This is a genomic window from Oceanibaculum pacificum (assembly GCF_001618175.1).
GTDB lineage: Bacteria > Pseudomonadota > Alphaproteobacteria > Oceanibaculales > Oceanibaculaceae > Oceanibaculum > Oceanibaculum pacificum.
On the sequence record NZ_LPXN01000013.1, the window covers coordinates 30,818 to 54,560 of the forward strand.

27 protein-coding genes are annotated in these 23,743 nt (G+C 66.7%); 16 read left to right on the top strand and 11 right to left on the bottom strand.

Annotated features, from left to right (window positions below; genetic code table 11):
• Positions 1-29 precede the first annotated feature (29 nt).
• The 5 genes from AUP43_RS01835 to AUP43_RS01855 form a co-directional block, all read right to left on the bottom strand.
• Positions 30-803, bottom strand: coding sequence for a hypothetical protein (locus tag AUP43_RS01835; protein WP_067551816.1), 774 nt, complete (start codon positions 801-803; stop codon positions 30-32).
• A 94-nt stretch (positions 804-897) separates the two neighbouring features.
• Positions 898-1,944: a DUF4340 domain-containing protein gene (locus AUP43_RS01840; protein ID WP_067551819.1), complete on the bottom strand. Its 1,047-nt coding sequence runs from the start codon at positions 1,942-1,944 to the stop codon at positions 898-900.
• Positions 1,945-1,947: 3 nt separating this feature from the next.
• Positions 1,948-3,873, bottom strand: coding sequence for a GldG family protein (locus tag AUP43_RS01845; RefSeq protein WP_067551822.1), 1,926 nt, complete (start codon positions 3,871-3,873; stop codon positions 1,948-1,950).
• Between the two features lie 3 nt (positions 3,874-3,876).
• Entirely contained in the window at positions 3,877-4,608 is a 732-nt protein-coding gene (locus AUP43_RS01850; RefSeq protein WP_067551825.1) for an ABC transporter permease, read from the bottom strand.
• Between the two features lie 2 nt (positions 4,609-4,610).
• Positions 4,611-5,561 (bottom strand): ABC transporter ATP-binding protein, encoded by a 951-nt coding sequence (locus tag AUP43_RS01855; protein ID WP_067551900.1) that lies wholly within the window; start codon positions 5,559-5,561, stop codon positions 4,611-4,613.
• Between the two features lie 219 nt (positions 5,562-5,780).
• Between AUP43_RS01855 and AUP43_RS01860 the strand changes: the two genes are divergently transcribed.
• The gene (locus tag AUP43_RS01860; RefSeq protein WP_198154790.1) at positions 5,781-7,496 is read left to right on the top strand and encodes an adenylate/guanylate cyclase domain-containing protein; all 1,716 of its coding nucleotides are present in this window, start codon (positions 5,781-5,783) and stop codon (positions 7,494-7,496) included.
• Between the two features lie 8 nt (positions 7,497-7,504).
• Here the strand turns inward: AUP43_RS01860 and AUP43_RS01865 are convergent, their stop codons facing one another.
• Both AUP43_RS01865 and AUP43_RS01870 read right to left on the bottom strand, forming a co-directional pair.
• On the bottom strand, positions 7,505-8,080 hold the full coding sequence (locus tag AUP43_RS01865; RefSeq protein ID WP_084462439.1) for a glutathione peroxidase: 576 nt from the start codon (positions 8,078-8,080) through the stop codon (positions 7,505-7,507).
• Positions 8,073-8,738, bottom strand: coding sequence for a sulfite oxidase-like oxidoreductase (locus tag AUP43_RS01870; RefSeq protein WP_067551903.1), 666 nt, complete (start codon positions 8,736-8,738; stop codon positions 8,073-8,075). Before AUP43_RS01870 ends, AUP43_RS01865 begins: the two co-directional genes overlap by 8 nt.
• A gap of 218 nt (positions 8,739-8,956) precedes the next feature.
• Here AUP43_RS01870 and AUP43_RS01875 point away from each other — a divergent pair, with 218 nt between their 5' ends.
• From AUP43_RS01875 to AUP43_RS01885, 3 genes are read left to right on the top strand one after another with little or no spacing between them, the layout of a single operon-like run.
• Positions 8,957-9,586 (top strand): LysE family translocator, encoded by a 630-nt coding sequence (locus AUP43_RS01875; protein WP_067551830.1) that lies wholly within the window; start codon positions 8,957-8,959, stop codon positions 9,584-9,586.
• 4 nt (positions 9,587-9,590) lie between these two features.
• Positions 9,591-10,520, top strand: coding sequence for a cobalamin-binding protein (locus tag AUP43_RS01880; RefSeq protein WP_067551831.1), 930 nt, complete (start codon positions 9,591-9,593; stop codon positions 10,518-10,520).
• A 19-nt stretch (positions 10,521-10,539) separates the two neighbouring features.
• Positions 10,540-11,166 (top strand): FMN-binding negative transcriptional regulator, encoded by a 627-nt coding sequence (locus AUP43_RS01885; protein WP_067551833.1) that lies wholly within the window; start codon positions 10,540-10,542, stop codon positions 11,164-11,166.
• A 13-nt stretch (positions 11,167-11,179) separates the two neighbouring features.
• On the opposite strand, the gene AUP43_RS01890 is transcribed toward AUP43_RS01885, so the two are convergent.
• Together AUP43_RS01890 and AUP43_RS01895 are read right to left on the bottom strand one after the other, a co-directional pair.
• The gene (locus AUP43_RS01890) at positions 11,180-13,516 is read right to left on the bottom strand and encodes an ATP-binding protein (protein ID WP_067551838.1); all 2,337 of its coding nucleotides are present in this window, start codon (positions 13,514-13,516) and stop codon (positions 11,180-11,182) included.
• A gap of 25 nt (positions 13,517-13,541) precedes the next feature.
• Complete coding sequence (locus AUP43_RS01895) at positions 13,542-14,570, bottom strand: DUF6635 family protein (protein ID WP_084462443.1); 1,029 nt, start codon at positions 14,568-14,570, stop codon at positions 13,542-13,544.
• A 110-nt stretch (positions 14,571-14,680) separates the two neighbouring features.
• Between AUP43_RS01895 and AUP43_RS01900 the strand changes: the two genes are divergently transcribed.
• The 11 genes from AUP43_RS01900 to rfbA all read left to right on the top strand — a co-directional run bounded on the left by AUP43_RS01900 (position 14,681) and on the right by rfbA (position 22,047).
• Positions 14,681-15,595 (top strand): SMP-30/gluconolactonase/LRE family protein, encoded by a 915-nt coding sequence (locus AUP43_RS01900; RefSeq protein ID WP_067551841.1) that lies wholly within the window; start codon positions 14,681-14,683, stop codon positions 15,593-15,595.
• A 298-nt stretch (positions 15,596-15,893) separates the two neighbouring features.
• Positions 15,894-16,466, top strand: a complete 573-nt coding sequence (locus AUP43_RS01905) for a DJ-1/PfpI family protein (protein ID WP_067551911.1) — start codon at positions 15,894-15,896, stop codon at positions 16,464-16,466.
• 148 nt (positions 16,467-16,614) lie between these two features.
• Complete coding sequence (locus tag AUP43_RS01910; RefSeq protein WP_198154791.1) at positions 16,615-17,007, top strand: RidA family protein; 393 nt, start codon at positions 16,615-16,617, stop codon at positions 17,005-17,007.
• A 367-nt stretch (positions 17,008-17,374) separates the two neighbouring features.
• Entirely contained in the window at positions 17,375-17,932 is a 558-nt protein-coding gene (rfbC, locus tag AUP43_RS01915; protein WP_067551844.1) for a dTDP-4-dehydrorhamnose 3,5-epimerase, read from the top strand.
• Positions 17,933-17,936: 4 nt separating this feature from the next.
• Positions 17,937-19,001: a dTDP-glucose 4,6-dehydratase gene (gene rfbB, locus AUP43_RS01920; RefSeq protein ID WP_067551848.1), complete on the top strand. Its 1,065-nt coding sequence runs from the start codon at positions 17,937-17,939 to the stop codon at positions 18,999-19,001.
• Positions 19,001-19,873 carry a dTDP-4-dehydrorhamnose reductase gene (gene rfbD, locus AUP43_RS01925; protein ID WP_067551852.1) on the top strand — a complete coding sequence of 291 codons (873 nt, stop codon included), beginning with the start codon at positions 19,001-19,003 and terminating at the stop codon, positions 19,871-19,873. Before rfbB ends, rfbD begins: the two co-directional genes overlap by 1 nt.
• Before the next feature lie 46 nt (positions 19,874-19,919).
• Complete coding sequence (locus tag AUP43_RS01930; RefSeq protein ID WP_067551856.1) at positions 19,920-20,210, top strand: toxin-antitoxin system TumE family protein; 291 nt, start codon at positions 19,920-19,922, stop codon at positions 20,208-20,210.
• The gene (locus AUP43_RS01935) at positions 20,207-20,557 is read left to right on the top strand and encodes an HVO_A0114 family putative DNA-binding protein (RefSeq protein WP_067551859.1); all 351 of its coding nucleotides are present in this window, start codon (positions 20,207-20,209) and stop codon (positions 20,555-20,557) included. The genes AUP43_RS01930 and AUP43_RS01935 overlap by 4 nt, the downstream gene beginning before the upstream one ends.
• Before the next feature lie 64 nt (positions 20,558-20,621).
• Positions 20,622-20,870: a type II toxin-antitoxin system ParD family antitoxin gene (locus tag AUP43_RS01940; protein ID WP_067551862.1), complete on the top strand. Its 249-nt coding sequence runs from the start codon at positions 20,622-20,624 to the stop codon at positions 20,868-20,870.
• Positions 20,867-21,184, top strand: a complete 318-nt coding sequence (locus AUP43_RS01945; RefSeq protein WP_067551866.1) for a type II toxin-antitoxin system RelE/ParE family toxin — start codon at positions 20,867-20,869, stop codon at positions 21,182-21,184. Before AUP43_RS01940 ends, AUP43_RS01945 begins: the two co-directional genes overlap by 4 nt.
• Positions 21,181-22,047: a glucose-1-phosphate thymidylyltransferase RfbA gene (rfbA, locus tag AUP43_RS01950; protein ID WP_067551869.1), complete on the top strand. Its 867-nt coding sequence runs from the start codon at positions 21,181-21,183 to the stop codon at positions 22,045-22,047. Before AUP43_RS01945 ends, rfbA begins: the two co-directional genes overlap by 4 nt.
• On the opposite strand, the gene AUP43_RS01955 is transcribed toward rfbA, so the two are convergent.
• Entirely contained in the window at positions 22,048-22,350 is a 303-nt protein-coding gene (locus AUP43_RS01955; RefSeq protein WP_067551872.1) for a type II toxin-antitoxin system RelE/ParE family toxin, read from the bottom strand.
• Positions 22,350-22,598, bottom strand: coding sequence for a type II toxin-antitoxin system ParD family antitoxin (locus AUP43_RS01960; protein WP_067551876.1), 249 nt, complete (start codon positions 22,596-22,598; stop codon positions 22,350-22,352). The genes AUP43_RS01955 and AUP43_RS01960 overlap by 1 nt, the downstream gene beginning before the upstream one ends.
• Positions 22,599-22,707: 109 nt before the next feature.
• Between AUP43_RS01960 and AUP43_RS01965 the strand changes: the two genes are divergently transcribed.
• The gene (locus AUP43_RS01965; RefSeq protein ID WP_198154792.1) at positions 22,708-23,703 is read left to right on the top strand and encodes a M23 family metallopeptidase; all 996 of its coding nucleotides are present in this window, start codon (positions 22,708-22,710) and stop codon (positions 23,701-23,703) included.
• Positions 23,704-23,743: the final 40 nt, after the last annotated feature.

Consider the following 23,743-nt stretch of genomic DNA (forward strand, 5'->3'; position numbering starts at 1 on the left):
TCACCCGTCTGCGATGGACGGGTGGAGGCTCAGGCGGCCTGCTTTTCCCCGTCCCCGGTAGGAGGATTTCCGGCGGCTGCCGGTTCGCTCGCGCCGTCGCCCGGCGCCGGAATGTCGAGCGCGTCGGAAAACTCGCTCTCCTCGCCCTCGCCCTGGTCCAACAAGGCCGGACGCGGGGCCGCGGCCTGCTCGAAGGTTGCGCGCCGCACCCGGACGCGGTTGATCATTCCATCCGATATATGGTGCGCCGCGACGGTCAGATAATCCTCCATCGCCATGCGGCTGAGTTGCACCAGCCTTCCTTCCGCCAGGGCTTGCAATTCCGCTTCCAGCGCCGGCTTCAGATCGGGGATCAGATCGTGGATCAACCCGTTATTGGCGCGCTGCGGCACCTCGATGTCGATCTCCAGCCGGTAGATGCGCGGGTCGCCCGCATCGTCGGGCAGCGGCACGATCAGCGGCTTGGGGATGCGCAGCACATTCAGGCTGCCCATGATGATCAGCCGGCGGCGGCGCTCGGCGATCTGGATCATCATGACGATGACCACGACGAACAGCGCCGTGACGGCGATGACGAAGCCGGTGGTGGCGATCACCGCGTCGCGGATCGCCATGCCCTCCAAATCGAACGGCCGGAGATAGCTGCCGAACAGCAACAGACGCGGCACATCTGGCGCGCTAAAAAACGCCTCATAGCCGACCGGGCTGGCCAGCATGTGGATGAACAGATTCCAGATGGCGAGGGCCAGCACCCCGACATAGAACGCAATCAGCGGAATAACGACGGTCGAATGCGGCGGCATCGCCCGGCAACCCCTTTGCTCAACCCTCTTATTCACTCCGGCAGAGTGCCAGCATTGCCCGACGCCCTCCAGGGTTAAATCATCGGGCGCTGTTCTACGAGGCGTCCTTCTTCTGCTTCAGTAGCTGATCGAGCCGGCGGCGCAACTGCTCGATCTTGAAGTCGGTCAGCGCATAGGCCCAGCCCTGGGTGCGCTGGTTGATCGCCGCCGCCGCACTCTTCGCCGCCTCGGACGCATCGGGCAGCGTGCTGGCGCGGTAGCGCGTCCAGGGCTTGCCGTCGGCATCGGCGAAATCGACCTCGACCACCAGGCCGTCGAACGTCTCGTAGCGCGTGCCCGCGCCGCCGAAGTCGAGGCCTTCGGCCGGCCGCACGGCATCGAACACCAGCTGGTCCATGGTGCCGGCGGTGGCGTTGAGCTGGAACTGGTTCTCGATCTCGGCCCCATCCGGCATGTCCCGGATGACGAAGTCGGTCGCCTCCGCGCTGTCCTTGCCGATGACCAGCGGCGCGCCCTCGGCGCTAGCGATGGTCACCTGGCGCACGGCGCCCCTGTCGATATCGGCGATCAGCCGGTCGACCCAGTCGATCGGCTCGGCGCGCGGATCCAGCCGGCTTTCCGCCAGCCAGACCTGGTTGGCGTCGGGCAGGCGGACATAATGCGCGTCGGCCTGGCCGCCACGCCCGTACCGCTTCTTGCCGACCAGTATCTCGGCGATCTTGCCGCCGCCGGCGGCTTCGAGGGAGATCAGCGTGGCGGTGGATTTCTCAGCCCCCGGCGCGTCCACCTCGCTGTCCACTCCCAGGCGGGCGAACATTTCGGGCCGGCTGGTCTTCGCCTCCATGGTGCGCAGATCGGCCAGCGCCAGCAGCAGGGCGCGCACCGCCTCGCCCTTGGCCGGATAATCGTGCGATTCGGCGACCACCCAGCCCTCGCCCTGCTTCACCAGGGTGCTGGTCTCGCCCTCGGCGCTGATCGTGACCTTGGCCACGTCGTTCAGCCTGTCGGTCAGGCCGGGGAAAACCGGCTCGCTGTCGATCACGCCAATGGCGGCGGCGTTGCGCTGATAGAGCACGCCGACAGCCCCGCCCACCGCCAGAATCGTCGCCAGGATCAGGATGTAGAATCCGCGAAGGGTCATGGCTCAGGCTCCTTGCGCCGCTGCGGTCTTGCGACGCCGCCGCGCCATGCGATAGAGGCCGATCAGGATGGCCAGCGCCGCCACCAGCAGCGGTACCAGGCCGATATTCAGGAACAGCAGCCGCGATTCCAGCCGGTCGATATCCTGGCGCAGCGAGCGCTGCACCTCGCGCAGTTGCTGGCGGGTATCCAGGATGGTCTGCTGGATGGCGGCGATCTGGCTGCGCTGCTCCGCCGTCAGGATCGCGCCGCCGCCCGGCGCGTCCTTGGAGCGCAGCTCCTCCAGCTTGGCCAGCGATTCCTGCAGATTGTCCTTCAGCGTCTGTTCCTGCGCGCGGTAGCGCTGGTCGGCCTCGCGGCGGATATCGTCGATCGTGGTGAAGGGCCGGGCGACGATGCCGCGCCCGCGCAGATCGAGCAGGCGGGAATCGCCCGACAGGCTCTCCAGCGCATTCATCACGAAATCGCCATTGCCGGCGAACGGCGTGGCGACCTGCTGGCCGAAGAAATCCTGCACCTGCACCCAGAAACGGTCATCCAGCAAATCGGTGTCGGCAACCACCACGAAGGCGGCGTCCTTCTCCGACCTGGCCAGCGGGGCGGCCGGCTCCTCGCCCGTCGGCCGCTGGCCTTCCGCCGGCTTCGGCGCGCCCTCGGGGAAGGCGCTGGTCAACGGGCCGGTGAAGCGGGCCGCCAGCACGCGCTGCTGGTCACCCGGCTTGTAGTCGCGCAGCAGGCGCATCGGATCGGGCCGCGGGCGGATGCGCGCGACCGGGATCATCTGCGCCAGCGGGCTGGAACTGACCAGCGGCGTCATCGCCAGGCTGGCGCCGTCCTTCAGCGACACGGCGCCGGCGGTGGCGAAGGAAAGCTGCTGCAAATCGCCGGTGACCGGATCGTCATGGTTCAGGTTGCGCGCCTGGAGGTTCAGCCACAGCACGTAATCGACCGGCATCACCTGGCCGCCGCCGCCGACATTCACCCGCCGCGCCGCCACTCGGTCGCCGACCATCTGGTCGGTGGTGACGGAAACGCCCCAGGCGTCGAACAGCTTGGCCAGCGAGGAGGAGGTGTCGATCTTCGGCATGCCGCGCGGATCGGGGATCGCGGCGTCCGCCTCGGAGAACGGATCGACGAAGAACAGCGCCCGGCCGCCGCGCATCATGAACTGGTCGATGGCGTAGAGCGCCGTGTCCGGCAGCGCGCGCGGATGCACGACGAACAGCGTATCGACGTCGCTGTCGATGCGCGCCACATCGTTGCCCATGGTGCGGACGCTGAAAATCTGCCGCATCTGCTGCAGGATGGTCCAGGGCGGACTGGCCTGGCCGCCCGGCCCGAAGCGGCCTTCCAGCGGCAGGCCGGAGATCATGCCGATCAGCTTGCGTTCCGGCTTCGCCAGATTCTGCACGATGCGCGTCAGATCATATTCCAGGAAGCGCTCGCGCTCCGGCTGGAAGAAGGCAATGGTCTGCTCGTCGTCGGTCAGGTTGGTGCCGACCAGGCCGAAATAGACCATCTCGCCGGACTGGTCGAGCGGCACGCCCTGCAAGCCGTAGCTGACCGCCCGGTCCTCAATGCGGGAGAACGGCTCCGGATCGAAGATCTCCAGCTTGATCTTGCCGTTCGACAGGTTGGCGTATTCCTGCAGCAGATTGCGCACCCGCTGGCTGTAGGTGGCGTAGGCCGGGGCCTCGCGGCCCAGCCGCTCGGAATAGAACAGGCGCAGGGTGATCGGCTCCTCGATCTCCTTCAGCGTTGCGCGGGTCGCCGGCGCCAGCGTGTAGAGCCGGTCCTCGGTGAGGTCGAGCCGGGCCGAGCTGACGCCGTTGCCGACGATCAGATTGACCGCGACGAACAGCAGCGCGATCAGGGCGAGGGCGATCCAGGCCTGGACCGGACGGATACGCTTGGTCGATGCGTTGGCCATGGCTCAGCGCCCCTTCTTCAGGTCGACGAGCAGAACGGTGGCCCACAGGAAGGCGGCGATCACCGTGACGAAGAACACGAAATCGCGCAGGTCGATGACGCCGCGCGTGATGTCCTGGAAATGCGTGAGGAAGCTGAAGCCGCGCAGCGCCTCCAGCAGGCCCGCCGGGGCCCAGCCGGTGAAGAAGGACTGCACCATGGAGGAGCCGAAGGAGACGAACAGCACCCCCACCGCCGCCGTCAGCACGAAGGCGATGACCTGGTTCTGCGTGGTGGCCGACAGTGCCGAGCCCAGCGCCAGATAGGCCCCGGCCATCAGGAAGCTGCCGATATAGCTGGCCAGGATGACGCCATTATCCGGGCTGCCGAGATAATTGACCGTGATCCAGATCGGGAAGGTCAGCGCCAGCGCGATGCCGGCGAACACCCAGGCGGCCAGGAACTTGCCCAGCACCGTGGACGCCACCGAGACCGGCAGGGTCAGCAGCAATTCCAGCGTGCCGCTCTTGCGTTCCTCCGCCCAGAGCCGCATGGCGATGGCCGGTGTGAGGAACAGATAGAGCCAGGGATGGAAGCTGAAGAAGGTCTGCAGGTCGGCCTGGCCGCGGTCGAAGAAGCCGCCGACGAAGAAGGTGAAGGTGGCCGTCAGCACCAGGAAGATGACGATGAAGATATAGGCGAGCGGCGTCAGGAAATAGCTCGCCAGCTCGCGCTTGAAGATGGCCCAGATGCCCATGATCAGCCCCGTTTCCCGGTGTCGTTGGATTTGGGTTTCGCGGTGACGCTGCGGAACACCTCGTCCAGCCGCCCGCGCTCCACCTTGATCTCCTCGACGGCGATGGCCTTGTCGCGCAGCGCGCCGTCCACGATGGCGAGGATCGGCTGGCCGCCGGCCGGCAGCACGGTCGCCTCCGCCCCGTTCTCCTCGATGCCGGCGATGCCGGGCTGGCCGGCCAGCGCCGCGCGCAGGGCGGCGGCGTCGGCCGGGTTCTTCAGCCGCACCGTCACCGCATTATGCAGGCGCGAGCGCGCCTCAAGCTGGCCCGGCGTGCCGTCGGCGACGATGCGGCCAGAGGCTATGACCACCGCGCGGCTGCACAGCGCGTCCACCTCCTCCAGGATATGGGTGGAGATGATGATCGCCTTGTCCCGCGCCATGCCGTGGATCAGGCTGCGCACCTCGTGCTTCTGGTTCGGGTCGAGGCCGTCGGTCGGCTCGTCCAGGATCAGCACCTCCGGATCGTGCAACAGCGCCTGCGCCAGGCCGACGCGGCGCTTGAAGCCCTTCGAGAGCGTATCGACCGGCTGGTAGAGCACGCCTTGCAGCGTCGTCTTCTCCACCGCCGCCTCGATCTTGGCGCGGCGGTCGGCGCCGGAGAGCCGGCGCACATCGGCGCAGAATTCCAGGAAGCTCAGCGGCGTCATGTCGCCATAGGCCGGCGCGCCCTCGGGCAGATAGCCGATGCGGCGCTTCACCTCCAGCGGCTGGCGCTCGACATCGAAGCCGCACACCTCTGCGCTGCCCGCGCTGGGCTGCAAAAAGCCGGTGATCATCTTCATGGTGGTGGATTTGCCGGCGCCGTTCGGCCCCAGGAAACCAAGTACTTCGCCCTTGGCGACGGCGAAGGATATGCCGTCAACGGCGTGGATCGACCCGAATCGCTTGGCGAGGTCGCGGATTCTGATCATCTCGGTCACGGACCGAACTCCCCTTGTTCAAACGTTCTTCGTTTGCCGACGATTAGCCGACGGCACTGCCGTTTTACGGTTGGCAGATGTATTTAGGTTCGCGGATTTTGCAAGAGGATATGGCAAAAAGGCGGCGGGTAAGATTAACTCTCACCCTCGGTTATGCGACAAACCGTCACAAACCGTCGAAACCCGCGCCTTCGGGGGAAAATGGCTTTCATGACAACGACGAGCCATGCCCCGTCCCCCCTCGCCCCCCTCCTCGATGCGGGGCTCCTGGTCCGCCGGTTGCGGCTGACCACAGGGCTGATCCTGCTGGGCTTCATCATCAGCCATTTTCTCAACCATGCCGCCGGGCTGATCTCGCTGGCGGCGATGGAGCAGGGGCGGCTGTATTTCATGGCGGTCTGGCGTCAGCCGCTGGCGATGGTCACGCTGTATGCGGCGCTGCTGATCCATCTGGCGCTCGGCCTCTGGTCGCTCTATCGCCGCCGGCCGCTGCTGCGCGTGCCGCGCTGGGAGCTGGCGCAGCTGCTGCTGGGCCTGACCATCCCGTTCCTGCTGGTCGGCCATGTGGTCGACACCCACCTCGCCTTCCTGGCCACCGGGGTGGACGATACTTACGCCCATCTCCTGCTGACATTATGGCGCGACCGGCCCTGGGGCGCGCTGGCCCAGACCGGGCTGCTGCTGGTCGCCTGGACGCATGCGATGATCGGCATGCATTACTGGCTGCGCCTGAAATCCTGGTATCCGGCGGCGGTGACGCCGCTCTACACGCTGGCCGTCATCGTGCCGCTGCTGGCCCTGCTGGGCTTCCTGCAAGGCGGGCTGCAGGTGCTGGCGCTGGCCGCCGATCCGGACTGGCTTGCCGGCTATCGGGAGCAGATCGCCTATCCGGACGCCGAGGGGCTGGCCCGGCTGGAGCGGATGGCGCGTCTTGGCGAGGCGATCTTTCTGGGCCTGGTGATCCTGGCGCTGGCCGCGCGCGGCGCGCGGCGGCTGATCCGCGAGGCCGGCGGCGCGCCGCTGGTGCGCTTTGCCGACGGCACAAGGCTGCGGCTGTCGCCGGGCATGACGCTGCTGGCGGCCAGCCGGTTAGCCGGACGGCCGCATGCCTCGGTCTGCGGCGGTCGCGGCCGCTGCTCGACCTGCCGGGTGCGGATCGATTCGGGCCTCGACAATCTGCCGGCGGCGGAGGCGGCCGAACAGCGCGTGCTGCATCGCGTGGCCGCCCCCGGCGGGGTGCGGCTGGCCTGCCAGGCGCGCCCGCATGGCGATGTCGCCTTCACGCCGCTGCTGCCGCCCGACGTGGATGTCCGCGAGGCGCTGGCCGGCGGGCATGCCCGCAGCGGGCGCGAGCAGGAGGTGGCGATCCTGTTCGCCGATCTGCGCGGCTTCACCAAATTGTCGGAGAACCGGCTGCCCTTCGATACCGTCTTCCTGCTGAATCGCTATTTCGCCGAGATGGGCATGGCGGTGACGGAGGCGGGCGGACGGATCGACAAATTCATCGGCGACGGGGTGATGGCGCTGTTCGAGGGCGAGGGCGACCCCGCCCGCGCCTGCCGCCAGGCGCTGACCGCCGCCGCCAGCATGGGCGGACGGCTGGCGCATCTGAATCAGGTGCTGGACCATGACCTGGCGGAGCCGCTGCGCATCGCCATCGGCCTGCATAGCGGGCCGGTGATCCTGGGCATGATGGGCTATGGCGCGGCGCTGTCGGCCACCGCCATCGGCGACGCGGTGAACACCGCCAGCCGGCTGGAGAGCGTGGCCAAGCAGCGCGATGTGGAACTGGTGCTGTCCGACCGGGTGGCCGGGCTGGCGGGCATCGACCTGACCGCCTATCCGGGCGAGGCGCTGGAGGTGCGCGGCCGCCAGACGGCGGTGCCGGTGCGGCTTGTCGACCGGGCCGCCGATCTGCCCTTATGACCCTGCCCTTATGATCCGGCCTTCAGCGCCGCCTCGACCGCACCGGCGATATCCGTCGATTCCGGCTTGGTGGTGCTGGGCCAGGATGCGGCCAGGGTGCCGTCCGGGGCGATCAGATATTTGTAGAAGTTCCAGCGCGGGGCCTTGCCGGCGCCAAGCTCCTCCACGACCCATTTGTAGAAGGGGTGCGCATCCTCCCCGGTGACCGCGTATTTATCGGTCATCGGGAAGTCGATGGCGAAATTCACCTCGCAGAATTCCTTGATCTGCTCGGTGCTGCCCGGCTCCTGCCCGCCGAAATCGTTCGACGGCACGCCCAGCACGACCAGCCCCCGGTCGCGATATTTCTCCCACAGCGCCTGCAGCCCGTCATATTGCTTCGTGAAACCGCAGCGCGAGGCGGTGTTCACCACCAGCACCGGCCGGCCGCGATATTGCGCCAGCGGCAGCGGGTCGCCATCGATGGAGGTGAAGGCGAAGTCGAATCCCTTCGCCGTGCCCGCGCCGGTGGGGGTCGGCGTCACCGCCGCGATGGCGGCGGCGACCAGCATGCCGGCGAAGCTGAGGATGCCGTTATCAGCCATAACGCTGTTCCTTCCACGGATCGCCGACATTGTGATAGCCGCGCACTTCCCAGAAGCCCGGCGTATCCTTGTCGGTGAACCAGATGTTGCGCAGCCATTTCGCGCTCTTCCAGAGATACAGCTTGGGCAGGATCAGCCGCACCGGGCCGCCATGCGAGCGGGTCAGCGGCTTGCCTTCCCACTGGGTGGCCAGCAGCACATCGTCATCGTCGAAGGCTGCCAGCGGCACGTTCGTGGTGTAGCCGTCATAGCTCTTCAGAATGACGAATTTGGCTTCCGGCTTCGGCTGCACGACCGACAGCAGATGCTTGGCCGACACGCCCTCCCAGCGATTCTCGTAGCGCGACCAGGCGGTGACGCAATGCATGTCGGAGACATCGTGGAACACCGGCTGATCCATCAGCGTGCGCCAGTCCCAGGTGATCGGATTATCGACCAGCCCGCCGACGGTGAGCTGCCATTCCTTGGGCACCACCACCGGCTGGACGCCGAGATCGAGCACCGGCCAGTTCTTCACCTCGCGCTGGCCCGGCGGCAGCTTGCGCTTCACCGGCTCCGCCTGCTCGCCGGTCAGCAGCCGGCCCTCGCGCGCCCATTTCTGCTTGGTGTCGACCAGCTTCTGCTTGATCTGTCCGAAGATGTCGCCGTCGTCCGGCATGTCCGCCTCCATCGAAGGGTTCGACGATAAGATAGGCGGTCGGCGCGGCAAAACGAAGAGCTCACGCCGATCACGCTCTCGCGAGGCCGCCCGCCCGGAAAGACGGCTGGGCGATGGTCACCCGCATCCTCATCGTGTATTGATGCCTGCAAAGAACAATCACAGGAAACTCCGCCCCTTGCGCCAGACTCACCGACCGTCGCCATGCTTTTCGAGCCATGCATGAAATCCTGTTCCTGAAGGCGCTGCTGGCGGGCCTCGCCATCGCGGCGCCGGTGGGACCGGTGGGCGTGCTCTGCGTGCACCGCACGGTGATGGAGCGACGCACCCACGGCATCGTCTCCGGCCTGGGGGCGGCGGTGGCCGATGCGCTCTATGGCTGCATCGCCGCTTTCGGGCTGGCGGCCCTGTCCGACATATTGCTGGCCCACAAGACGGAGATGCAGTTCATCGGCGGCCTGTTCCTTATCGGCATCGGCGCGCGCACCTTCCTGCGGCCGAACGCGGCCCCGCCGACCGAATCCCCGCCCTTGCGCGCGCAAGGGCTGCTCAGCGATTTCTTCAGCACCTTCTTCCTGACGCTGATCAACCCCATCACCATCCTGGCCTTCGCCGGCATCTTCGTGGCGCTGGGCGTGTTCATCGACGATTCGGGCTCGCTGGTCGATCCGCTGCTGGTCGTCCTCGGCGTCTTTCTGGGGTCGTGCATCTGGTGGCTCGGCATCGCGATGGGGGCGGGCCTGCTGCGCGGCAAGCTGGGCCTGGTGCATCTGAAATGGATGAACCGCATTTCCGGCGGGCTGATCCTCAGCTTCGGGGTGCTGGCGCTGGTCGATCTGCTATTGTGACGCCATGACCGAGCCGCACAGCCAACGCATCGTCAGCCTGCTGCCCAGCGCGACCGAGATCGTCGCCGCCCTGGGCTGCGCCGACCGGCTGGTCGGCCGCAGCCATGAATGCGATTTCCCCGCCGATATCGCCGGCCTGCCCATCGTCAGCCGCCCGCGCATCGACGTCGACGCCTCCAGCGCGGAGATCGACCGCCAGGTGAAGGCGGCGGAACAGAACGCGCTGTCGGTCTACGATGTCGACACCGCCTTGCTGGCCAGGCTGCGCCCGGATGTGATCGTCACCCAGGATCTCTGCGCGGTCTGCGCCGTCAGCCTGTCCGACGTGGAGCAGGCGGTGTGCGCGCTGACTGGCGCGCCGGTCGATCTGGTGAGCTGCCGGCCCAGCAAGCTGGCCGATATCTGGACCGATATCCGCCGCGTCGCCAAGGCGCTGGGGGCGGTGCGCCAGGGCAATCGGCTGATCGAGCGCCTGACCCTGGCCATCGAGGGCATCGAAAGCCAGTGCCGGCTGATCGAGCCGAAGCCGACCGTCGCCTGCGTCGAATGGCTCGACCCGCTGATGGCGGCGGGCAATTGGGTGCCGGAGCTGATCGCCCGCGCCGGCGGCGTCAGCCTGTTCGGCCAGGCCGGCAAGCATTCGCCCTGGCTGACCTTCGAGGCGCTGGCCACGGCCGATCCGGACGTGATCGTGGTCTCCGCCTGCGGCTTCGATATCGAGCGCACCCTGAAGGAGCTGCCAACCCTGACTGAGCAGCCCGGCTGGCCGGATATGCGCGCCGTGCGGGACGGGCGTGTCTATGTGACCGACGGTCATCAGTTCTTCAACCGGCCCGGTCCGCGTATCGTGGAGACGCTGGAGATCCTGGCGGAGATCCTGCACCCCGGCCGCTTCGCCTTCGGTCACGAGGGCGGCGGCTGGATCAAGCCGTAACTTTTTCGGGATTAGGCCCATGTATGTGCCCCGGCATTTCGCCGTCGAGGATCGCGACGCCCTGTTCGGCCTGATCGAGGCCCGCCCCTTCGCGCTGATGATCATGCAGCTTGAGTCCGGGCTGGAGGCGACGCATCTGCCCGTTATCCTGGATCGCGAGCGCGGGCCGCACGGCACGTTGCGCTGTCATGTCGCCAAGGCCAATCCGGTGTGGAAGGCATGCGACGGCAATGCCTCGGCGCTGATCGTGTTCGGCGGCCAGAACGCCTATATCTCGCCCGACTGGTACGAGAGCGAGCAGCAGGTGCCAACCTGGAACTACGCCGCCGTCCACGCCACCGGCCAGCCGCGCATCCTGGAGGATGCGGCGGTGATCGGCGTGCTGGACGACCTGTCGGCCCAGTTCGAGGAGAAGCTGCGACCGAAGCAGCCCTGGACCAGCGACAAGCTGCCGGAGGATTTCTATCGCGGCATGCGCAAGGGCATCGTCGGGCTGGAAATGGAAATCCAGTCGCTGCAGGGCAAATGGAAGCTGTCGCAGAACAAGAAGCCCGCCGACATCGCCGGCGCCGCCGACGCCCTCGCCGCCCTGGAGGGCGAGGACAATGCCGCCGTCGCCGCCATGATGCGCAAGGCGCTGGGGTAAGGGGGTAGCCCCCTCAATCCCCGGCCTGTTCCTCGCGCTGGCGCAGCAGACGGTCGAAGGTCTCCAGCTTGGCGTGGGCCAGGGCGTAGACCTCCTCGGCCGGGCGGTCGAGGAACAAGGGCAGCACCGCGTCGATATGGCCGACGCTCCAGATGTGGAACCTGCCCTCGGCGACGGCGTCCGCCACGGCGGAATCGAGCACCAGATTGGGCTCGTTGGCCTGCGGGATCACCACGCCCTGGGTGCCGGTGAGCGGCCCGCGCTCCAGGCAGGTGCGGAAGAAGCCTTCGATCTTGTGATGCGCCCCGCCGATCGCCTGGGCCTGGCCATGCTGGTTGACCGAGCCGGTGATGGCGCGGTCCTGGCGCACCGGCAACTCGGACAGGTCGGACAGGATCGCCACCAGCTCGGCCAGCGAGGCGCTGTCGCCCTCCACCCCGCCATAGCTCTGCTCGAAGGTGATCGAACAATTGAAGGACAGCGGGTGCTTCTGCGCGAAATGGCCGGCCAGGAAGCCTTGCAGCACCATCACGCCTTTCTGCTGGATCGGCCCGCCCAGTGCCACGTCGCGCTCGATATTCGTCACCCCCTTGCGCCCGACCGAGGCGCTGGCGGTCACCCGGCTGGGCGCGCCGAAGGCATAGTCGCCCAGATCGCGCACCACCAGCGCGTTGACCTGCCCGATCACCGCGCCCTGGGTGTCGATCATCAGCGTGCCGCGGGCGATGGATTCCTGCATCCTGTCCTCGACGCGGGCATTGCGGTGCCGGCGGTTGGCGATGGCGGCCTCGATGGCGGCCAGCCCCAGCAGCGGCGGCTGCCCGCCCTGCGGCGCGGCGCCGGGCAGGTGCGCCGCCTCGGTGACGATATCCTCGATCCGCTCGAACTGCGCCGTCAGCTTCTCCCGGTTGGCCGCCAGGCGCGACGCCTCGCCCAGCAGCCGGGCGATGGCCGCCTCGTCCAGCGACACATGGTTGCTGGACGCCATGTCGCGGATCAGGGCGCTATAGCAGGCGATATTCTCCGGCACCGCCGGCATGTCGGCGTCGATGTCGGCCTTCACTTTGAAATAGGCCTGGAAGGCCGGATCGGCGGTGAAGAAGGTGTAGTACCAGTGCGGCGCGCCGACGATGACGACCTTCAGGTCGAGCGGGATCGGCCGGGGATGCGGCGCGCCGGAAACCGGCACGGCATTGGCGCGGTAGCGCTCCTCGATGCGGATGCAGCGGTCGCGCAGCGCGCCCTTCAGGAAATTCCAGGCATTCGGATCGGCGGCCAGCGCCTCGGCGCGCAGCACCAGCACGCCGCCGCCATTGGCCCGGTGCAGGGACCCGGGGCGGACCAGCGTGAAATCGGTCTCCATGCTGCCCGGGGCCTGGCGATATTCGATGCGGCCGAACAGATTCTCGTAGGTCGGGTTCGCCTCCAGCACCACGGCGGGATGGCCGGCCTCGGCATGGTCGACGAACAGATTCACCGCATAGCGGCGCTCGGCATACATCAGGGCCGGCCGGCGCTCGCCTTCCTTAGGTGCCCGGAACGCCTCCAGATTATCCTGCATGTCCTGGCGCATCTCGATCAGCCAGCGGCGCAGCCCCTCGATCATGCCGAACTCGGCCATCACCGCGTCGACCGGCCCGGTCAGCGCGCCATCGGCGAGGCGGCGGTTCAGATCGCGCACCTGCCGCGCCATCTCCTGCTGGCGTTCGCCGGCCCAGCGATTGACCTGCCCCAGTTCCTCCAGCAGGGCGCGGGCGGCGGTCTGCTTCTCCTCGGGCAGCGGCGGCGATTCCTGCCCTTCCTTGGTGTCTTCCGAGGCCAGGGCGGTCACCGTGATGCCCTGCTCGGTCTGCACGATGTCGAGGCCGGCGGCGCGGGCCTTTTCGCGCAAGGCGGCCAGGCGGGCATTCACCTCGCCCTGGATATGCTCGCCGCCCTGCTGGATTTGGCGCTGGTAATCCTCGCCGGAAAAAGCGCTCTGCAACGCCGTCACGATCTGCCGGATCAGCTCGCCCATCCGGCTGCGGAACGCCTTGCCCTGGCCGGCCGGCAAGCGGAACGACAGCGGCTCGTGCGGGTGGCGGAAATTATTCAGGATCACCCAGTCGTTCGGGGCCGGGCGGGCGGCCATCGCCTGCTCCAGATATTGCAGCGTGGCCGTCATCCGGCCGCTGCGATCCTCGCCCAGCACGAAGACGTTGAACCCCAGATCGTCGATGCCCAGCGCGAAGCCCAGCGCCTCGCGCGCCCGGCGATGGCTGGTGAAGTCGAAGGCGGTGGCGTGCGCATCCCCGCTCGGCGCGAAGCGCGGCAGGCCCACGCTGTCGGCGGGCAATTCCCTGACGGCCAATCTATCCTCCCCTTCCGGGTTATATTTATCCGGTCATGCGGTGGGCGGCGCGGATCAGATCGACCAGGTCGAGCAGCCGCGCGACATAGAGGTCGCGCACTTCGTAGGCTCGGTCGTTATCGCCCCGCAACGTGACTTCGAGATGGTCGATAAAACGGCGCAGGCGGCGCTGATGCAATCCCAATCGACGCTGCACCGGATCCATCACCAGGCCGGCGAAGGCGGCGATCACCGCGCCGATGCCGATCAGCCCGCCGGTGACGCCGGCCAGCAGCAGCGGCGAGGCGGCGGCCGGAAACAGCCCGTACCACAGCCCGCCCATCGCCGCCCCCATCGGGAAACCGGCGACGGCCGCCTTCTGCGCCAGCGCGCCGGCCAGGGCGGGACCAAGCGACAGCACGCCGGGGGTGAAGCTCTGCATGCCGGCAGCGCCGACACCCGCCGCGATCATCGCCGTGGTGATGTCGGCCGCCGCCGCCCGGCTGCCGGTATAGGTCGCCATCGCGCGCTCCAGCCGCTCGCGGAAGGCGGGATCCTGGGACCGTCCCGCCAGCGCGATCAGCGGGTCGCGAAAGGCGGAGACCACCCGCGGATCGGACAGGATCGCCTCGGCCAGCGCGTCCTTCTCGCTCAATCGCCCGGTCTGGGCGTAAGGCAGCTCCAGCAGGTCGGTGTAGAGCAGCCAGGAAATCTCGCGCGCCACGTCGGTTTCCAGGAACAGCCGGCGCTTGTCCAGCCAGTCGGCGGTGCGCTGGCGGCCGAAGCGCCTGGCGCCGGTGGCGGCCAGCTTCACGCCGGCGGCCGGCAGGCCCATCGCCAGGTTGGCCGGCGCGCGCAGCACATCCCACCCGAAGGCCCGGCGATGCAGCCGCCAAGCCCCGCCCAGGCCGAAATTGCGATCCACGAAGGCCGGCACGCGCGCCCGCCTTTGCTCGCAATAGCGCGCGATGGCGGCATCCACGATGGCGTGCGCGCCCTCCCGGTCGAAGGCGAGCGGCAGGTTCGGGCTGACGATGGGTTCAGCGGCAGGGCTATCGTCGGAATGAATGCTCATCGTCGATCATAGATGGTGTCGCCCCAACCATTCGCCAGACGCGCGCGCGCCGAGGTTGCGCAATACCGCCCTCCAGCGTTTATGATCGGGGCGAAACCAGGAGCACAGCCATGAGCCTTTACCCGCCGCCGCAGGATCTGCAGACCGAGATCGCCTTCCGCCTGCCGGATAATTTCCGCCAGCCGCGCCATACCCACTGGGCCGATTTCAACAAGGGCGGCGTGCAGGTGGACAGCTTCCTGGAAGGCCCCTCCTTCGACCGCGACGGCAATCTGTATCTGGTCGACGTGCCGTTCGGCCGCATCTTCAAGGTGACGCCCAAGGGGGCCTGGAGCGTGGTCGCGGAATATGACGGCCAGCCGAACGGGCTGAAACTGCATCGCGACGGCTCCATCTGGATCGCCGACTACAAGAACGGCATCCTGCGGCTCGACCCGCGCAGCGGCATGATGGACACCATCGTCGGCCATGTGCACAGCGAGGGGCTGAAGGGCTGCAACGATCTGGTCTTCGCCGAGAATGGCGATCTGTATTTCACCGACCAGGGCCAGACCGGCCTGCAGGATCCGTCCGGCCGGGTCTACCGGCTGGCAGTGAATGGCAGGCTGGATCTGCTGATCGACACCGTGCCCAGTCCCAACGGCATCACGCTGAACAAGGCGGGCACCCAGCTTTTCGTCGGCGTCACCCGCGCCAACGCGGTCTGGCGGCTGCCGCTGCACGCCACCGGCGGCACCTCCAAGGTCGGCATGTTCATCCAGCTTTCCGGCGGCACCGGACCGGACGGCATGGCGATGGGCAGCGAGGACGAGATTCTGGTCTGCCATGTCGGCATGGGCAGCGTGTGGGTGTTCAACCGGCTGGGCGAGCCGATGTACCGCATCCGCAGCTGCGAGGGGCTGTTGACCACCAACGCCGCCTTCGGCCCGGACGGCAAGACGCTCTATATCGTCGAATCCGATAGCGGCTGCGTGCTGAAGGCCACCTTGCCGCTGGCCGGACAGGTGATATACGGGCTTTCCTGAGCTGGCACCCCAATACCTAGTATGTCGCATTCGCCGGCCACGCGACAGATCGCCGCACGGATTTAGTCGCACCGAACTTGAAACCGGACGTGTTTCACTTTATGTAACAGTCCGAGTTTAATCCCCGCGCAACCTCGCAGCCGTCATCGGCCCCGTTTTCGGGCCGACTGTATTTTCGTCGGCACGCGCGAGTTCAGACCGTCAGCAGGGTCCCGCCAGATCGTGAACGTCATGATCCGGGCGGGCCGATTTGTCAGCGACGGCCGATGCGTTGGGCAACAACCAGAAGGAGTCCAACATGACCGATACCATTCTCGCCGGACGCAAAATCGCCATCCTCGTCGCCAGCGGCTTCGAGGAAGTGCAGATGACCGATGCGCAGAAGACCCTGATCGCCGCCGGCGCGCAGACCAAGGTGATCTCCCGCGAGAACGGCTTGGTCAACGGTTGGCACGAGAATAGCTGGGGCCATTTCTTCCCGATCGACGCCGACCTGACCCAGACCCTGGCGGTCGATTTCGACGCGCTGCTGATTCCCGGCGGCGCGCGTTCGGTCTCCAAGCTGCTGGACGACCCGCATGCCAAGCGCATCGTGAAGGCTTTCCTGAAGGGCAACCAGCCCGTGGCCGCCTTCGGCGACGCCATCAGCCTGCTGGCCACCGCCGACGAGCTGGCCGGCCGCACCGTCACCGGCTCGGAAGACGCCAAGACCGCCGCCGACACCAAGGGCGCGGTGTGGAGCGACGAGCCGGTCGTGACCGACGGCATGCTGATCACCGCCCAGGGCAGCGAGCAGATCGCCGACGTACTGGACCGCCTGAAGCAGACCGTCACCGACTATGCCGAGACGCTGACCGACCAGGCCGCCTGATCGGTCCCCAGCGACGACTTCGAGCGCCGGCCCCCCAGGGCCGGCGCTTTTTGTTTGTGCTGGGTGAGGGGAAACTTCACCCCAGTCCCTTGGCATTCCGCCCCACCCTCCCCTACGCTGCGGCTTTCCTCAACTGGAGAGCCGCCTGATGAGCAGTCCGATCTTTCATATGCTGGCCGGCGCGCCGGTTCCGGTCGCCCCCTACAGCCATGCCGTCGAGGCGGAGGGCTGGGTGTTCATAACCGGGCAGCTCGCCAGCGGCGTCGATTCCGCCGAGCCGCTGCCCGAGGGCATCGAGGCGGAAACGGTGAAGACGATGGAGAATCTGCGTTTCGTGCTGCAAGGCCTTGGCCTCGGCTTCGAGCATGTGGTGCAGGCCCGCGTGTTTCTGACGCATTTCAAGGAAGACTACGCGGCGATGAACGCCGTCTATGCCCGTTATTTCCCGGCCGACGCCCGCCCGGCCCGCACCTGCATCGGCGTGATCGGCCTGGCCCGCGACGCCCGCGTGGAGATCGACCTCGTCGCCAAGCGGCCCTAGCGCGCCCTCGATAACGTCACGCCCGGAACGGGCTGCCGGTCCGGGCGTGACGCCGACCGCCTCGTTGCCGGGCGGCCGCAGGGATGGGGCGACGGAAGCGGCGGGCGACAGTCGGAGGTGGGGGTCCGGCTGCCGACGGGGCAACAAATGCGGGGAGAGGGGGCCTAACACCGCAGGAGCGAGGCTTTGCCGCCCAGGGTCGCCGCTTGCCGTCTGAGTTTTATGTTGCGTGATTTTCTGACAATAATCAATAGTCAGTTAATAACATATAAACGGGCTGCGTGCGCATGGCCCCGCCTTGCGAACGATGAAGCCGGCATGTTAAGAGCGCCCACGGATTTCCCGCACACAGCCAGGACAGGCGCGCATGGACGTCACACCGCTCGACATTCCCGAGGTGAAGCTGATCCGCATGAAGCGCTTCGGCGATCATCGCGGTTTCTTTTCCGAAACCTGGAATCGGGCGGCGTTCGAGCAGGCCGGCATCGGCGCGGATTTCCTGCAGGACAATCACTCGCTCTCGGCTGCGCCCGGCACGTTGCGGGGCCTGCATTTCCAGATCCCGCCCTTCGCCCAGGCCAAGCTGGTGCGCGTCAGCCGGGGCGCGGTGTTCGACGTCGCCGTCGATATCCGCCGCGGCTCGCCCAGCTATGGCCGCTGGGTCGGCGCCGTGCTGAGCGCCCAGGAATGGAACCAGATGTTCATTCCCAGGGGCTTCGCGCATGGCTTCGTCACGCTGGAGCCGGATACCGAGGTGCAATACAAGGTCGACGCCCCCTACGCGCCGGAGCATGATCGCGGCGTGCTGTGGAACGATCCCGAGATCGCCGTCGTTTGGCCGCTGGACGGGCGCGAGCCGGTCCTCTCCGCCAAGGACGAAAAGCTGCCGCGCCTGGCCGACATTCCCGCTTACTTCGAGGTCTGATTCCATGAGCCAGCTGCCGACCCTTATCGTCACCGGCGGGGCCGGCTTCATCGGCTCCGCCGTGGTGCGCCAGGCGGTGGCCGAGGGCAAATGGAATGTGGTCAATCTCGACAAGCTGACCTACGCCGCCAATCTCGCCTCGGTCGCGCCGGTCTCGAACGCCCCGAATTACCGCTTCGTGCAGGCCGATATCTGCGACCGCGCGGCAATGGAGGCGATCTTCCGCGAACACCGGCCGGCGGCGATCATGCATCTGGCCGCCGAATCCCATGTCGACCGCTCGATCGACGGGCCGGCCGCCTTCATCGAAACCAATATCGTCGGCACCTACACGCTGCTCGACGTGACGCTGTCCTACTGGCGGGCGCTGGAGGATGCGGACAAGCAGGCCTTCCGCTTCCACCATGTCTCGACCGACGAAGTGTTCGGCAGCCTTGGCGCGGACGGGCTGTTCACCGAGACCTCGCGCTACCAGCCCAACTCACCCTATTCCGCCAGCAAGGCCTCGGCCGATCATCTGGTCCGGGCCTGGCACGAGACCTATGGCCTGCCCATCGTGATGAGCAATTGCTCGAATAATTACGGGCCGTATCATTTTCCGGAAAAGCTCATTCCCCTGATGATCCTGAAGGGCATGCGCGGGGAGAAGCTGCCGATCTATGGCAAGGGCGACAATATCCGCGACTGGCTCTATGTCGAGGACCATGCCCGCGCCCTGCGGCTGGTGCTGGAGAAGGGCGCCGTGGGCGAGAGCTACAATATCGGCGGCCGCAACGAGCGCACCAACCTGCAGGTGGTGGATGCGCTCTGCGCCCTGCTGGACGAGCGCCTGCCCGCCTCGCCGCACCGCCCGCATGCCGGGCTGAAGAGCTTCGTCGCCGACCGGCCGGGGCACGACAAGCGCTACGCCATCGACGCCAGCAAGATTGAGCGCGATCTCGGCTGGAAGGCAGAGGAGAATTTCGAGAGCGGTCTGGCCAAGACGGTCGACTGGTACATCGCCAACGAAGCCTGGTGGCGGCCGATCCTCGACGGCTCCTATCAGGGCCAGCGTTTGGGGGCCGGCTGATGCCGCGCCTCGTCGTCACCGGGGCCGGCGGCCAGGTCGGCACGGAGCTGGCGCGCCTGACGCCACCGCCCGGCTGGGAGATAGTGGGCTTCACCCGCGCCGAGGCTGATATCGCCGACCCCGCCGCCATCGCCCGGCTGGTCGAGGGTGCGGATATCCTGGTGAACGCCGCCGCCTATACCGCCGTCGACAAGGCGGAGGAGGAGCGCGAGGCCGCCTACCGCATCAACGCCATTGCCCCCGGCCTGCTCGCCGGGGCCTGTGCGGCGCGCGGCATCCCGCTGATCCATATCTCCACCGATTATGTCTTCGATGGCAGTAGGAAAGGCGCCTACCGGCCCGACGATCCGGTCGCTCCGCTGGGCGTGTATGGCGCCAGCAAGGAAGAAGGCGAGCGGCTGGTGCGCGCCGCCCTGCCGCAGCACATCATCCTGCGCACCAGCTGGGTCTATGCCGCGCATGGCAGGAATTTCGTGAAGACCATGCTGCGCCTGGGCGCGGAGCGCGACAGCCTGCGCGTGGTCGCCGACCAGCACGGCGCGCCGACGGCAGCGGGCGACATCGCCGCCGCCCTCCTGGCCATCGCGGAAAAACTGCTGGTCGGCTCCACCGACTATGGCACCTACCATTACAGCGCCGCCGGCCTCACCAGCTGGCACGGCCTGGCCGAGGCGATCTTCGAGCTGTCCGAAACGCATCTCGGCAAGCGCCCGGCCGTCGAGCCGATCCCGACCAGCGCCTACCCCACCCCGGCCCGCCGCCCGCTCAATTCCGCGCTGGACTGCAGCAGCACAATGGCCGCCTTCGCCCCACCCCGCCGCGACTGGCGCGCGGCCCTGGCAGACGTGCTGGCGGAGATTCGGGCGCAGTAATCTATGGCGCATTGCGCCATAGATTACATATGGCATATTATGCCATATGTCTGCCGAGCTGGTGATACGAGAACGCATGATCTTCGAGGATGGCGCCATTCTTGAGATCAGGATATGGCGGCTCCCCACATCGCTGCCGCCGTCCGACCATGCGCTGAAATACTCGCTATTCTATGGTCGCCCCGGCAAACGCCTGATCGGCTACGACAATGAGCGCGGCAAGGGCGATCATCGGCATTATGAGGCACGGGAAGAAGCGTATCGCTTCGAAAGCATCGAGAAGCTGCTTGCCGATTTCCGCGCCGATGTCGAAGCCTTGAGAGGAGAGGCGATATGAGCCGTAAAATGAATATTCACGTCGGCGGCAATTTCGATGCGATGGCCAAGCGCGTTGCCGATGCCTGGCACGCAGCGGAGGAAGGCAAGATTGCCGCCCAAGATAATCTGACCTTCGTTTCCTGGGATGCGCTTTCGAAGGTGATGACCACCAAGCGCATGGAGTTGCTGCGCCACCTGCACCGGCATCCCGCCGCCAGCGTCGCCGCCCTCGCCCGTAGCCTGAAGCGTGACTACAAGCGCGTCCATGAGGATGTGGAATCTCTATCCGCCGCCGGCCTGATCGACCGCGACGACGCCGGCCTACACGCCGACTATGCCGAAATCCGCACCGTGATCGCGCTATAGGTGACCAATCTTTGACAAAGCCTGAGGTCCACGCCATTCTTCCCTCAGGAACCAGGAGGATGCCATGCATGTATCCCTGACGCCGAAGCTGGAAGAGCTGGTGCGCGAGAAGGTCGAGAGCGGCCTGTACAACAATGCCAGCGAGGTTGTCCGCGAGGCGTTGCGCCTGATGCAGGAGCATGATTCGCTGCGCCGGCTGAAACTGGCCCGCCTGCATGAGGCGCTGGGCGAGGGCGACACGGATCTCGCCGCCGGCCGATATGCCGTCTTGCCGGACGATGATTCGCTGGAGGCGTTTTTCGCCAAGCTATGAGAATTCTCCGCCTTTCGCAGGCAGCCGAGCGCGATCTGGAGGCGATTGCCCGTTATACTGAGAAGCGCTGGGGAACACTGGCCAAACAGCGCTATCTGAAACTGTTGCGCGACCGGCTCTCGGCGCTGCGCAGGGCGCCTGATCTTGGTGCGGCGCGCGAAGAAATCCGGCCGGGCTGCCGGACGCTGGCGGCGGGCCGGCATGTTATCTTCTACCGCGCATCGGAGGATGAAGTGGCTATCATCCGCATCCTGCATTACGCCATGGACAGGCATAAGAATATTACGTCAGCGGAGGATACGAGTACGTCATGAAGGGCATTATTCTGGCCGGCGGGTCCGGCACGCGGCTATATCCGCTGACCCAGGTCGTCTCCAAGCAGCTGCTGCCGGTCTATGACAAGCCGATGATCTATTACCCGCTGTCGGTGCTGATGCTGGCGGGCATCCGCGACATTCTGATCATCACCACGCCGCAGGACCAGCCGATCTTCCGCGCCCTGCTGGGCGACGGCGCGCAATGGGGGCTGGCGATTTCCTATGTCGTGCAGCCCTCGCCCGACGGGCTGGCGCAGGCCTTCATCCTGGGCGAGGAATTTATCGGCGGCGATTCCTGCGCCCTGGTGCTGGGCGACAACATCTTCTACGGCGACGGGCTGACCGAGCGGCTGCAACGGGCGGCCTCGCGCCAAACCGGCGCCACCGTCTTCGCCTATCTGGTCAGCGATCCGGAGCGCTATGGCGTGGTCGAGTTCGACCGCGACAACAAGGCGCTCAGCATAGAGGAAAAGCCGAAGCAGCCGCGCTCGCGCTGGGCGGTGACCGGCCTGTATTTCTACGATAATGACGTGGTCCAGATCGCCAAGTCGATCAAGCCGTCGGCCCGTGGCGAGCTGGAAATCACCGATGTGAACCGCGCCTATCTGGAGCGCGGCGACCTGAATGTCGAGCAGATGGGCCGGGGCTTCGCCTGGCTCGACACAGGCACCCACGATTCCCTCATCCAGGCCGGCGAGTTCGTGCGCACGGTGGAGGCCCGCCAGAGCCTGAAGATCGCCTGCCCGGAGGAGATCGCCTATCGCCTCGGCTTCATCGACGCCGGCCAACTCGAAGCGCTCGCCAAGCCGCTGGCCAAGAGCGGCTATGGCGAATATCTGCTGCGGATATTGGCGGAGTAGTCAGCGCGCGAAGATTTCCGGCAGGTCCCGCGCACCATGCAGGATGCGCAGGATCAGGGCCGGTTGCCGGTCGGCATCATAGACCAGCACGTAGGGATAGCCGGTCAGGACCAGGAACCGGATCGGCAGGCCGGCCAGGGCCGACCGTTCGATGCCGAGATGGGGATGCCTGCCGATCCGCAGAGCCGCGCCCTTAATGCTGTCGCGCAGTCCCAGCGCGGCGGCCCTATTCTCCCTGGCAATCCAGAAGACGGCCTCCAGCAGATCGCGGCGCGTCCCCGGCGACAAAACCGCAGAGGGCATCAGAGCGCCTTCCCGATAATCTCATCCAGTTCCGAGAGAACGTCATCGATCTGGTGCACGCCCTGGGCATCCGCCTCGGTGCGCGCCTCGACCAGCATGGCCTCGAAGCCCTCGCGTCGGCGCTCCGCATCCTGCATCAGCCGCAAGGCATGCCGGACAACCTCGCTGACGCTGGTGTAGCGCCCGCTTTCCAGGCATTCCCGCGCGAACATCTCCAATTTGGGCGTCAGGCTTACATTGGTGCTCATCGCAACCCTATGGCAAAGATTGACATAACCAATATGTCCCTCCGTCCTTCCCGATGCAAATAAGGTTGACGCCCCTGCCTAAGCGCCCGACATCAGCAGGGTCATGACGATGCGCACATCCCTCGCGGCCGGACTGGCCGCCAGCCTATTCGCCTTGGCCGCACCGGCCTGGGCGCAGGACTTCACCGCCCGGCTGCCGATCGGCTGCACGCCCGGCAAGGATTGCTGGGCTTTTCAATATCCCGATGTCGACCCCGGACCGAACCGCCAGGATTACGCCTGCGGCAAGCTCGCCTATGACGGCCATGACGGCACCGATATCGGCCTCGCCAGCCTGGCCGAGATTGAGCGCGGCGTGCCGGTCTTCGCGGCCGCGCCCGGCACGGTGAAGGGCGTGCGCGATGGCATGCAGGACGCACTGGTCTCTGAGATCGGCAAGGAAGCGGTGAAGGACCGCGAATGCGGCAATGGCGTGCTGATCGAGCATGGCGATGGCTGGCAGACGCAATATTGCCATATGCGCAAGGGCTCCCTCGCCGTGCGCTCCGGGCAGCAGATCGAGGCGGGGGCAAAGCTGGGCGAGGTCGGCCTGTCCGGCTCGACCGACTTCCCGCATCTCGAATTCATTGTCCGCAAGGACGGCAAGACGGTCGATCCGTTCCGCGGCGATCAGGGCGGCCCGGATTGCGGCATCGGCAAGAAGCCGGTCTGGGACACGATGGCCCGCAAGGCGCTGGCCTATGGCCCCGCGCCCTATCATATCGGCGCGGCCGCGCGGCCGCCGAAATACGCGGACGTGCAGAAAGGCGCTTTCGAAAGCGATACCCTGCCCGGCGCCGCCGAGGCGGTGGTGCTGTGGGCGGAGTTCAACGGCCTCGCCCCCGGCGACATCCTGCACATGACGCTGACCGGCCCGGACGGCAAGGTCATGGCGACCAAGGACCAGCCGATGGATGCCGCCAAGGTCCGCCAGTTCCTCTATATCGGCAAGAAGCGCACCCTGGAGTGGCAAAAGGGCGAATATACCGGCGTCGCCTCGGTCGAGCGCAAGAACGGGCTGGGCGCCGGCAAGCGGGAGCTGCGCTACAGCTTCACGGTGGAGTAGCTCTCCTTAAGCCCGCCATACCCTTCGAGACGCCGCTTCG

Coding starts and splice junctions, on each gene's coding strand:
- AUP43_RS01835 (WP_067551816.1), bottom strand. CDS start 803: ATGCCGCCGCATTCGACCGTCGTTATTCCGCTGATTGCGTTCTATGTC.
- AUP43_RS01840 (WP_067551819.1), bottom strand. CDS start 1,944: ATGACCCTTCGCGGATTCTACATCCTGATCCTGGCGACGATTCTGGCG.
- AUP43_RS01845 (WP_067551822.1), bottom strand. CDS start 3,873: ATGGCCAACGCATCGACCAAGCGTATCCGTCCGGTCCAGGCCTGGATC.
- AUP43_RS01850 (WP_067551825.1), bottom strand. CDS start 4,608: ATGGGCATCTGGGCCATCTTCAAGCGCGAGCTGGCGAGCTATTTCCTG.
- AUP43_RS01855 (WP_067551900.1), bottom strand. CDS start 5,561: ATGATCAGAATCCGCGACCTCGCCAAGCGATTCGGGTCGATCCACGCC.
- AUP43_RS01860 (WP_198154790.1), top strand. CDS start 5,781: ATGACAACGACGAGCCATGCCCCGTCCCCCCTCGCCCCCCTCCTCGAT.
- AUP43_RS01865 (WP_084462439.1), bottom strand. CDS start 8,080: ATGGCTGATAACGGCATCCTCAGCTTCGCCGGCATGCTGGTCGCCGCC.
- AUP43_RS01870 (WP_067551903.1), bottom strand. CDS start 8,738: ATGCCGGACGACGGCGACATCTTCGGACAGATCAAGCAGAAGCTGGTC.
- AUP43_RS01875 (WP_067551830.1), top strand. CDS start 8,957: ATGCATGAAATCCTGTTCCTGAAGGCGCTGCTGGCGGGCCTCGCCATC.
- AUP43_RS01880 (WP_067551831.1), top strand. CDS start 9,591: ATGACCGAGCCGCACAGCCAACGCATCGTCAGCCTGCTGCCCAGCGCG.
- AUP43_RS01885 (WP_067551833.1), top strand. CDS start 10,540: ATGTATGTGCCCCGGCATTTCGCCGTCGAGGATCGCGACGCCCTGTTC.
- AUP43_RS01895 (WP_084462443.1), bottom strand. CDS start 14,570: ATGAGCATTCATTCCGACGATAGCCCTGCCGCTGAACCCATCGTCAGC.
- AUP43_RS01900 (WP_067551841.1), top strand. CDS start 14,681: ATGAGCCTTTACCCGCCGCCGCAGGATCTGCAGACCGAGATCGCCTTC.
- AUP43_RS01905 (WP_067551911.1), top strand. CDS start 15,894: ATGACCGATACCATTCTCGCCGGACGCAAAATCGCCATCCTCGTCGCC.
- AUP43_RS01910 (WP_198154791.1), top strand. CDS start 16,615: ATGAGCAGTCCGATCTTTCATATGCTGGCCGGCGCGCCGGTTCCGGTC.
- rfbC (WP_067551844.1), top strand. CDS start 17,375: ATGGACGTCACACCGCTCGACATTCCCGAGGTGAAGCTGATCCGCATG.
- rfbB (WP_067551848.1), top strand. CDS start 17,937: ATGAGCCAGCTGCCGACCCTTATCGTCACCGGCGGGGCCGGCTTCATC.
- rfbD (WP_067551852.1), top strand. CDS start 19,001: ATGCCGCGCCTCGTCGTCACCGGGGCCGGCGGCCAGGTCGGCACGGAG.
- AUP43_RS01930 (WP_067551856.1), top strand. CDS start 19,920: ATGTCTGCCGAGCTGGTGATACGAGAACGCATGATCTTCGAGGATGGC.
- AUP43_RS01935 (WP_067551859.1), top strand. CDS start 20,207: ATGAGCCGTAAAATGAATATTCACGTCGGCGGCAATTTCGATGCGATG.
- AUP43_RS01940 (WP_067551862.1), top strand. CDS start 20,622: ATGCATGTATCCCTGACGCCGAAGCTGGAAGAGCTGGTGCGCGAGAAG.
- AUP43_RS01945 (WP_067551866.1), top strand. CDS start 20,867: ATGAGAATTCTCCGCCTTTCGCAGGCAGCCGAGCGCGATCTGGAGGCG.
- rfbA (WP_067551869.1), top strand. CDS start 21,181: ATGAAGGGCATTATTCTGGCCGGCGGGTCCGGCACGCGGCTATATCCG.
- AUP43_RS01955 (WP_067551872.1), bottom strand. CDS start 22,350: ATGCCCTCTGCGGTTTTGTCGCCGGGGACGCGCCGCGATCTGCTGGAG.
- AUP43_RS01960 (WP_067551876.1), bottom strand. CDS start 22,598: ATGAGCACCAATGTAAGCCTGACGCCCAAATTGGAGATGTTCGCGCGG.
- AUP43_RS01965 (WP_198154792.1), top strand. CDS start 22,708: ATGCGCACATCCCTCGCGGCCGGACTGGCCGCCAGCCTATTCGCCTTG.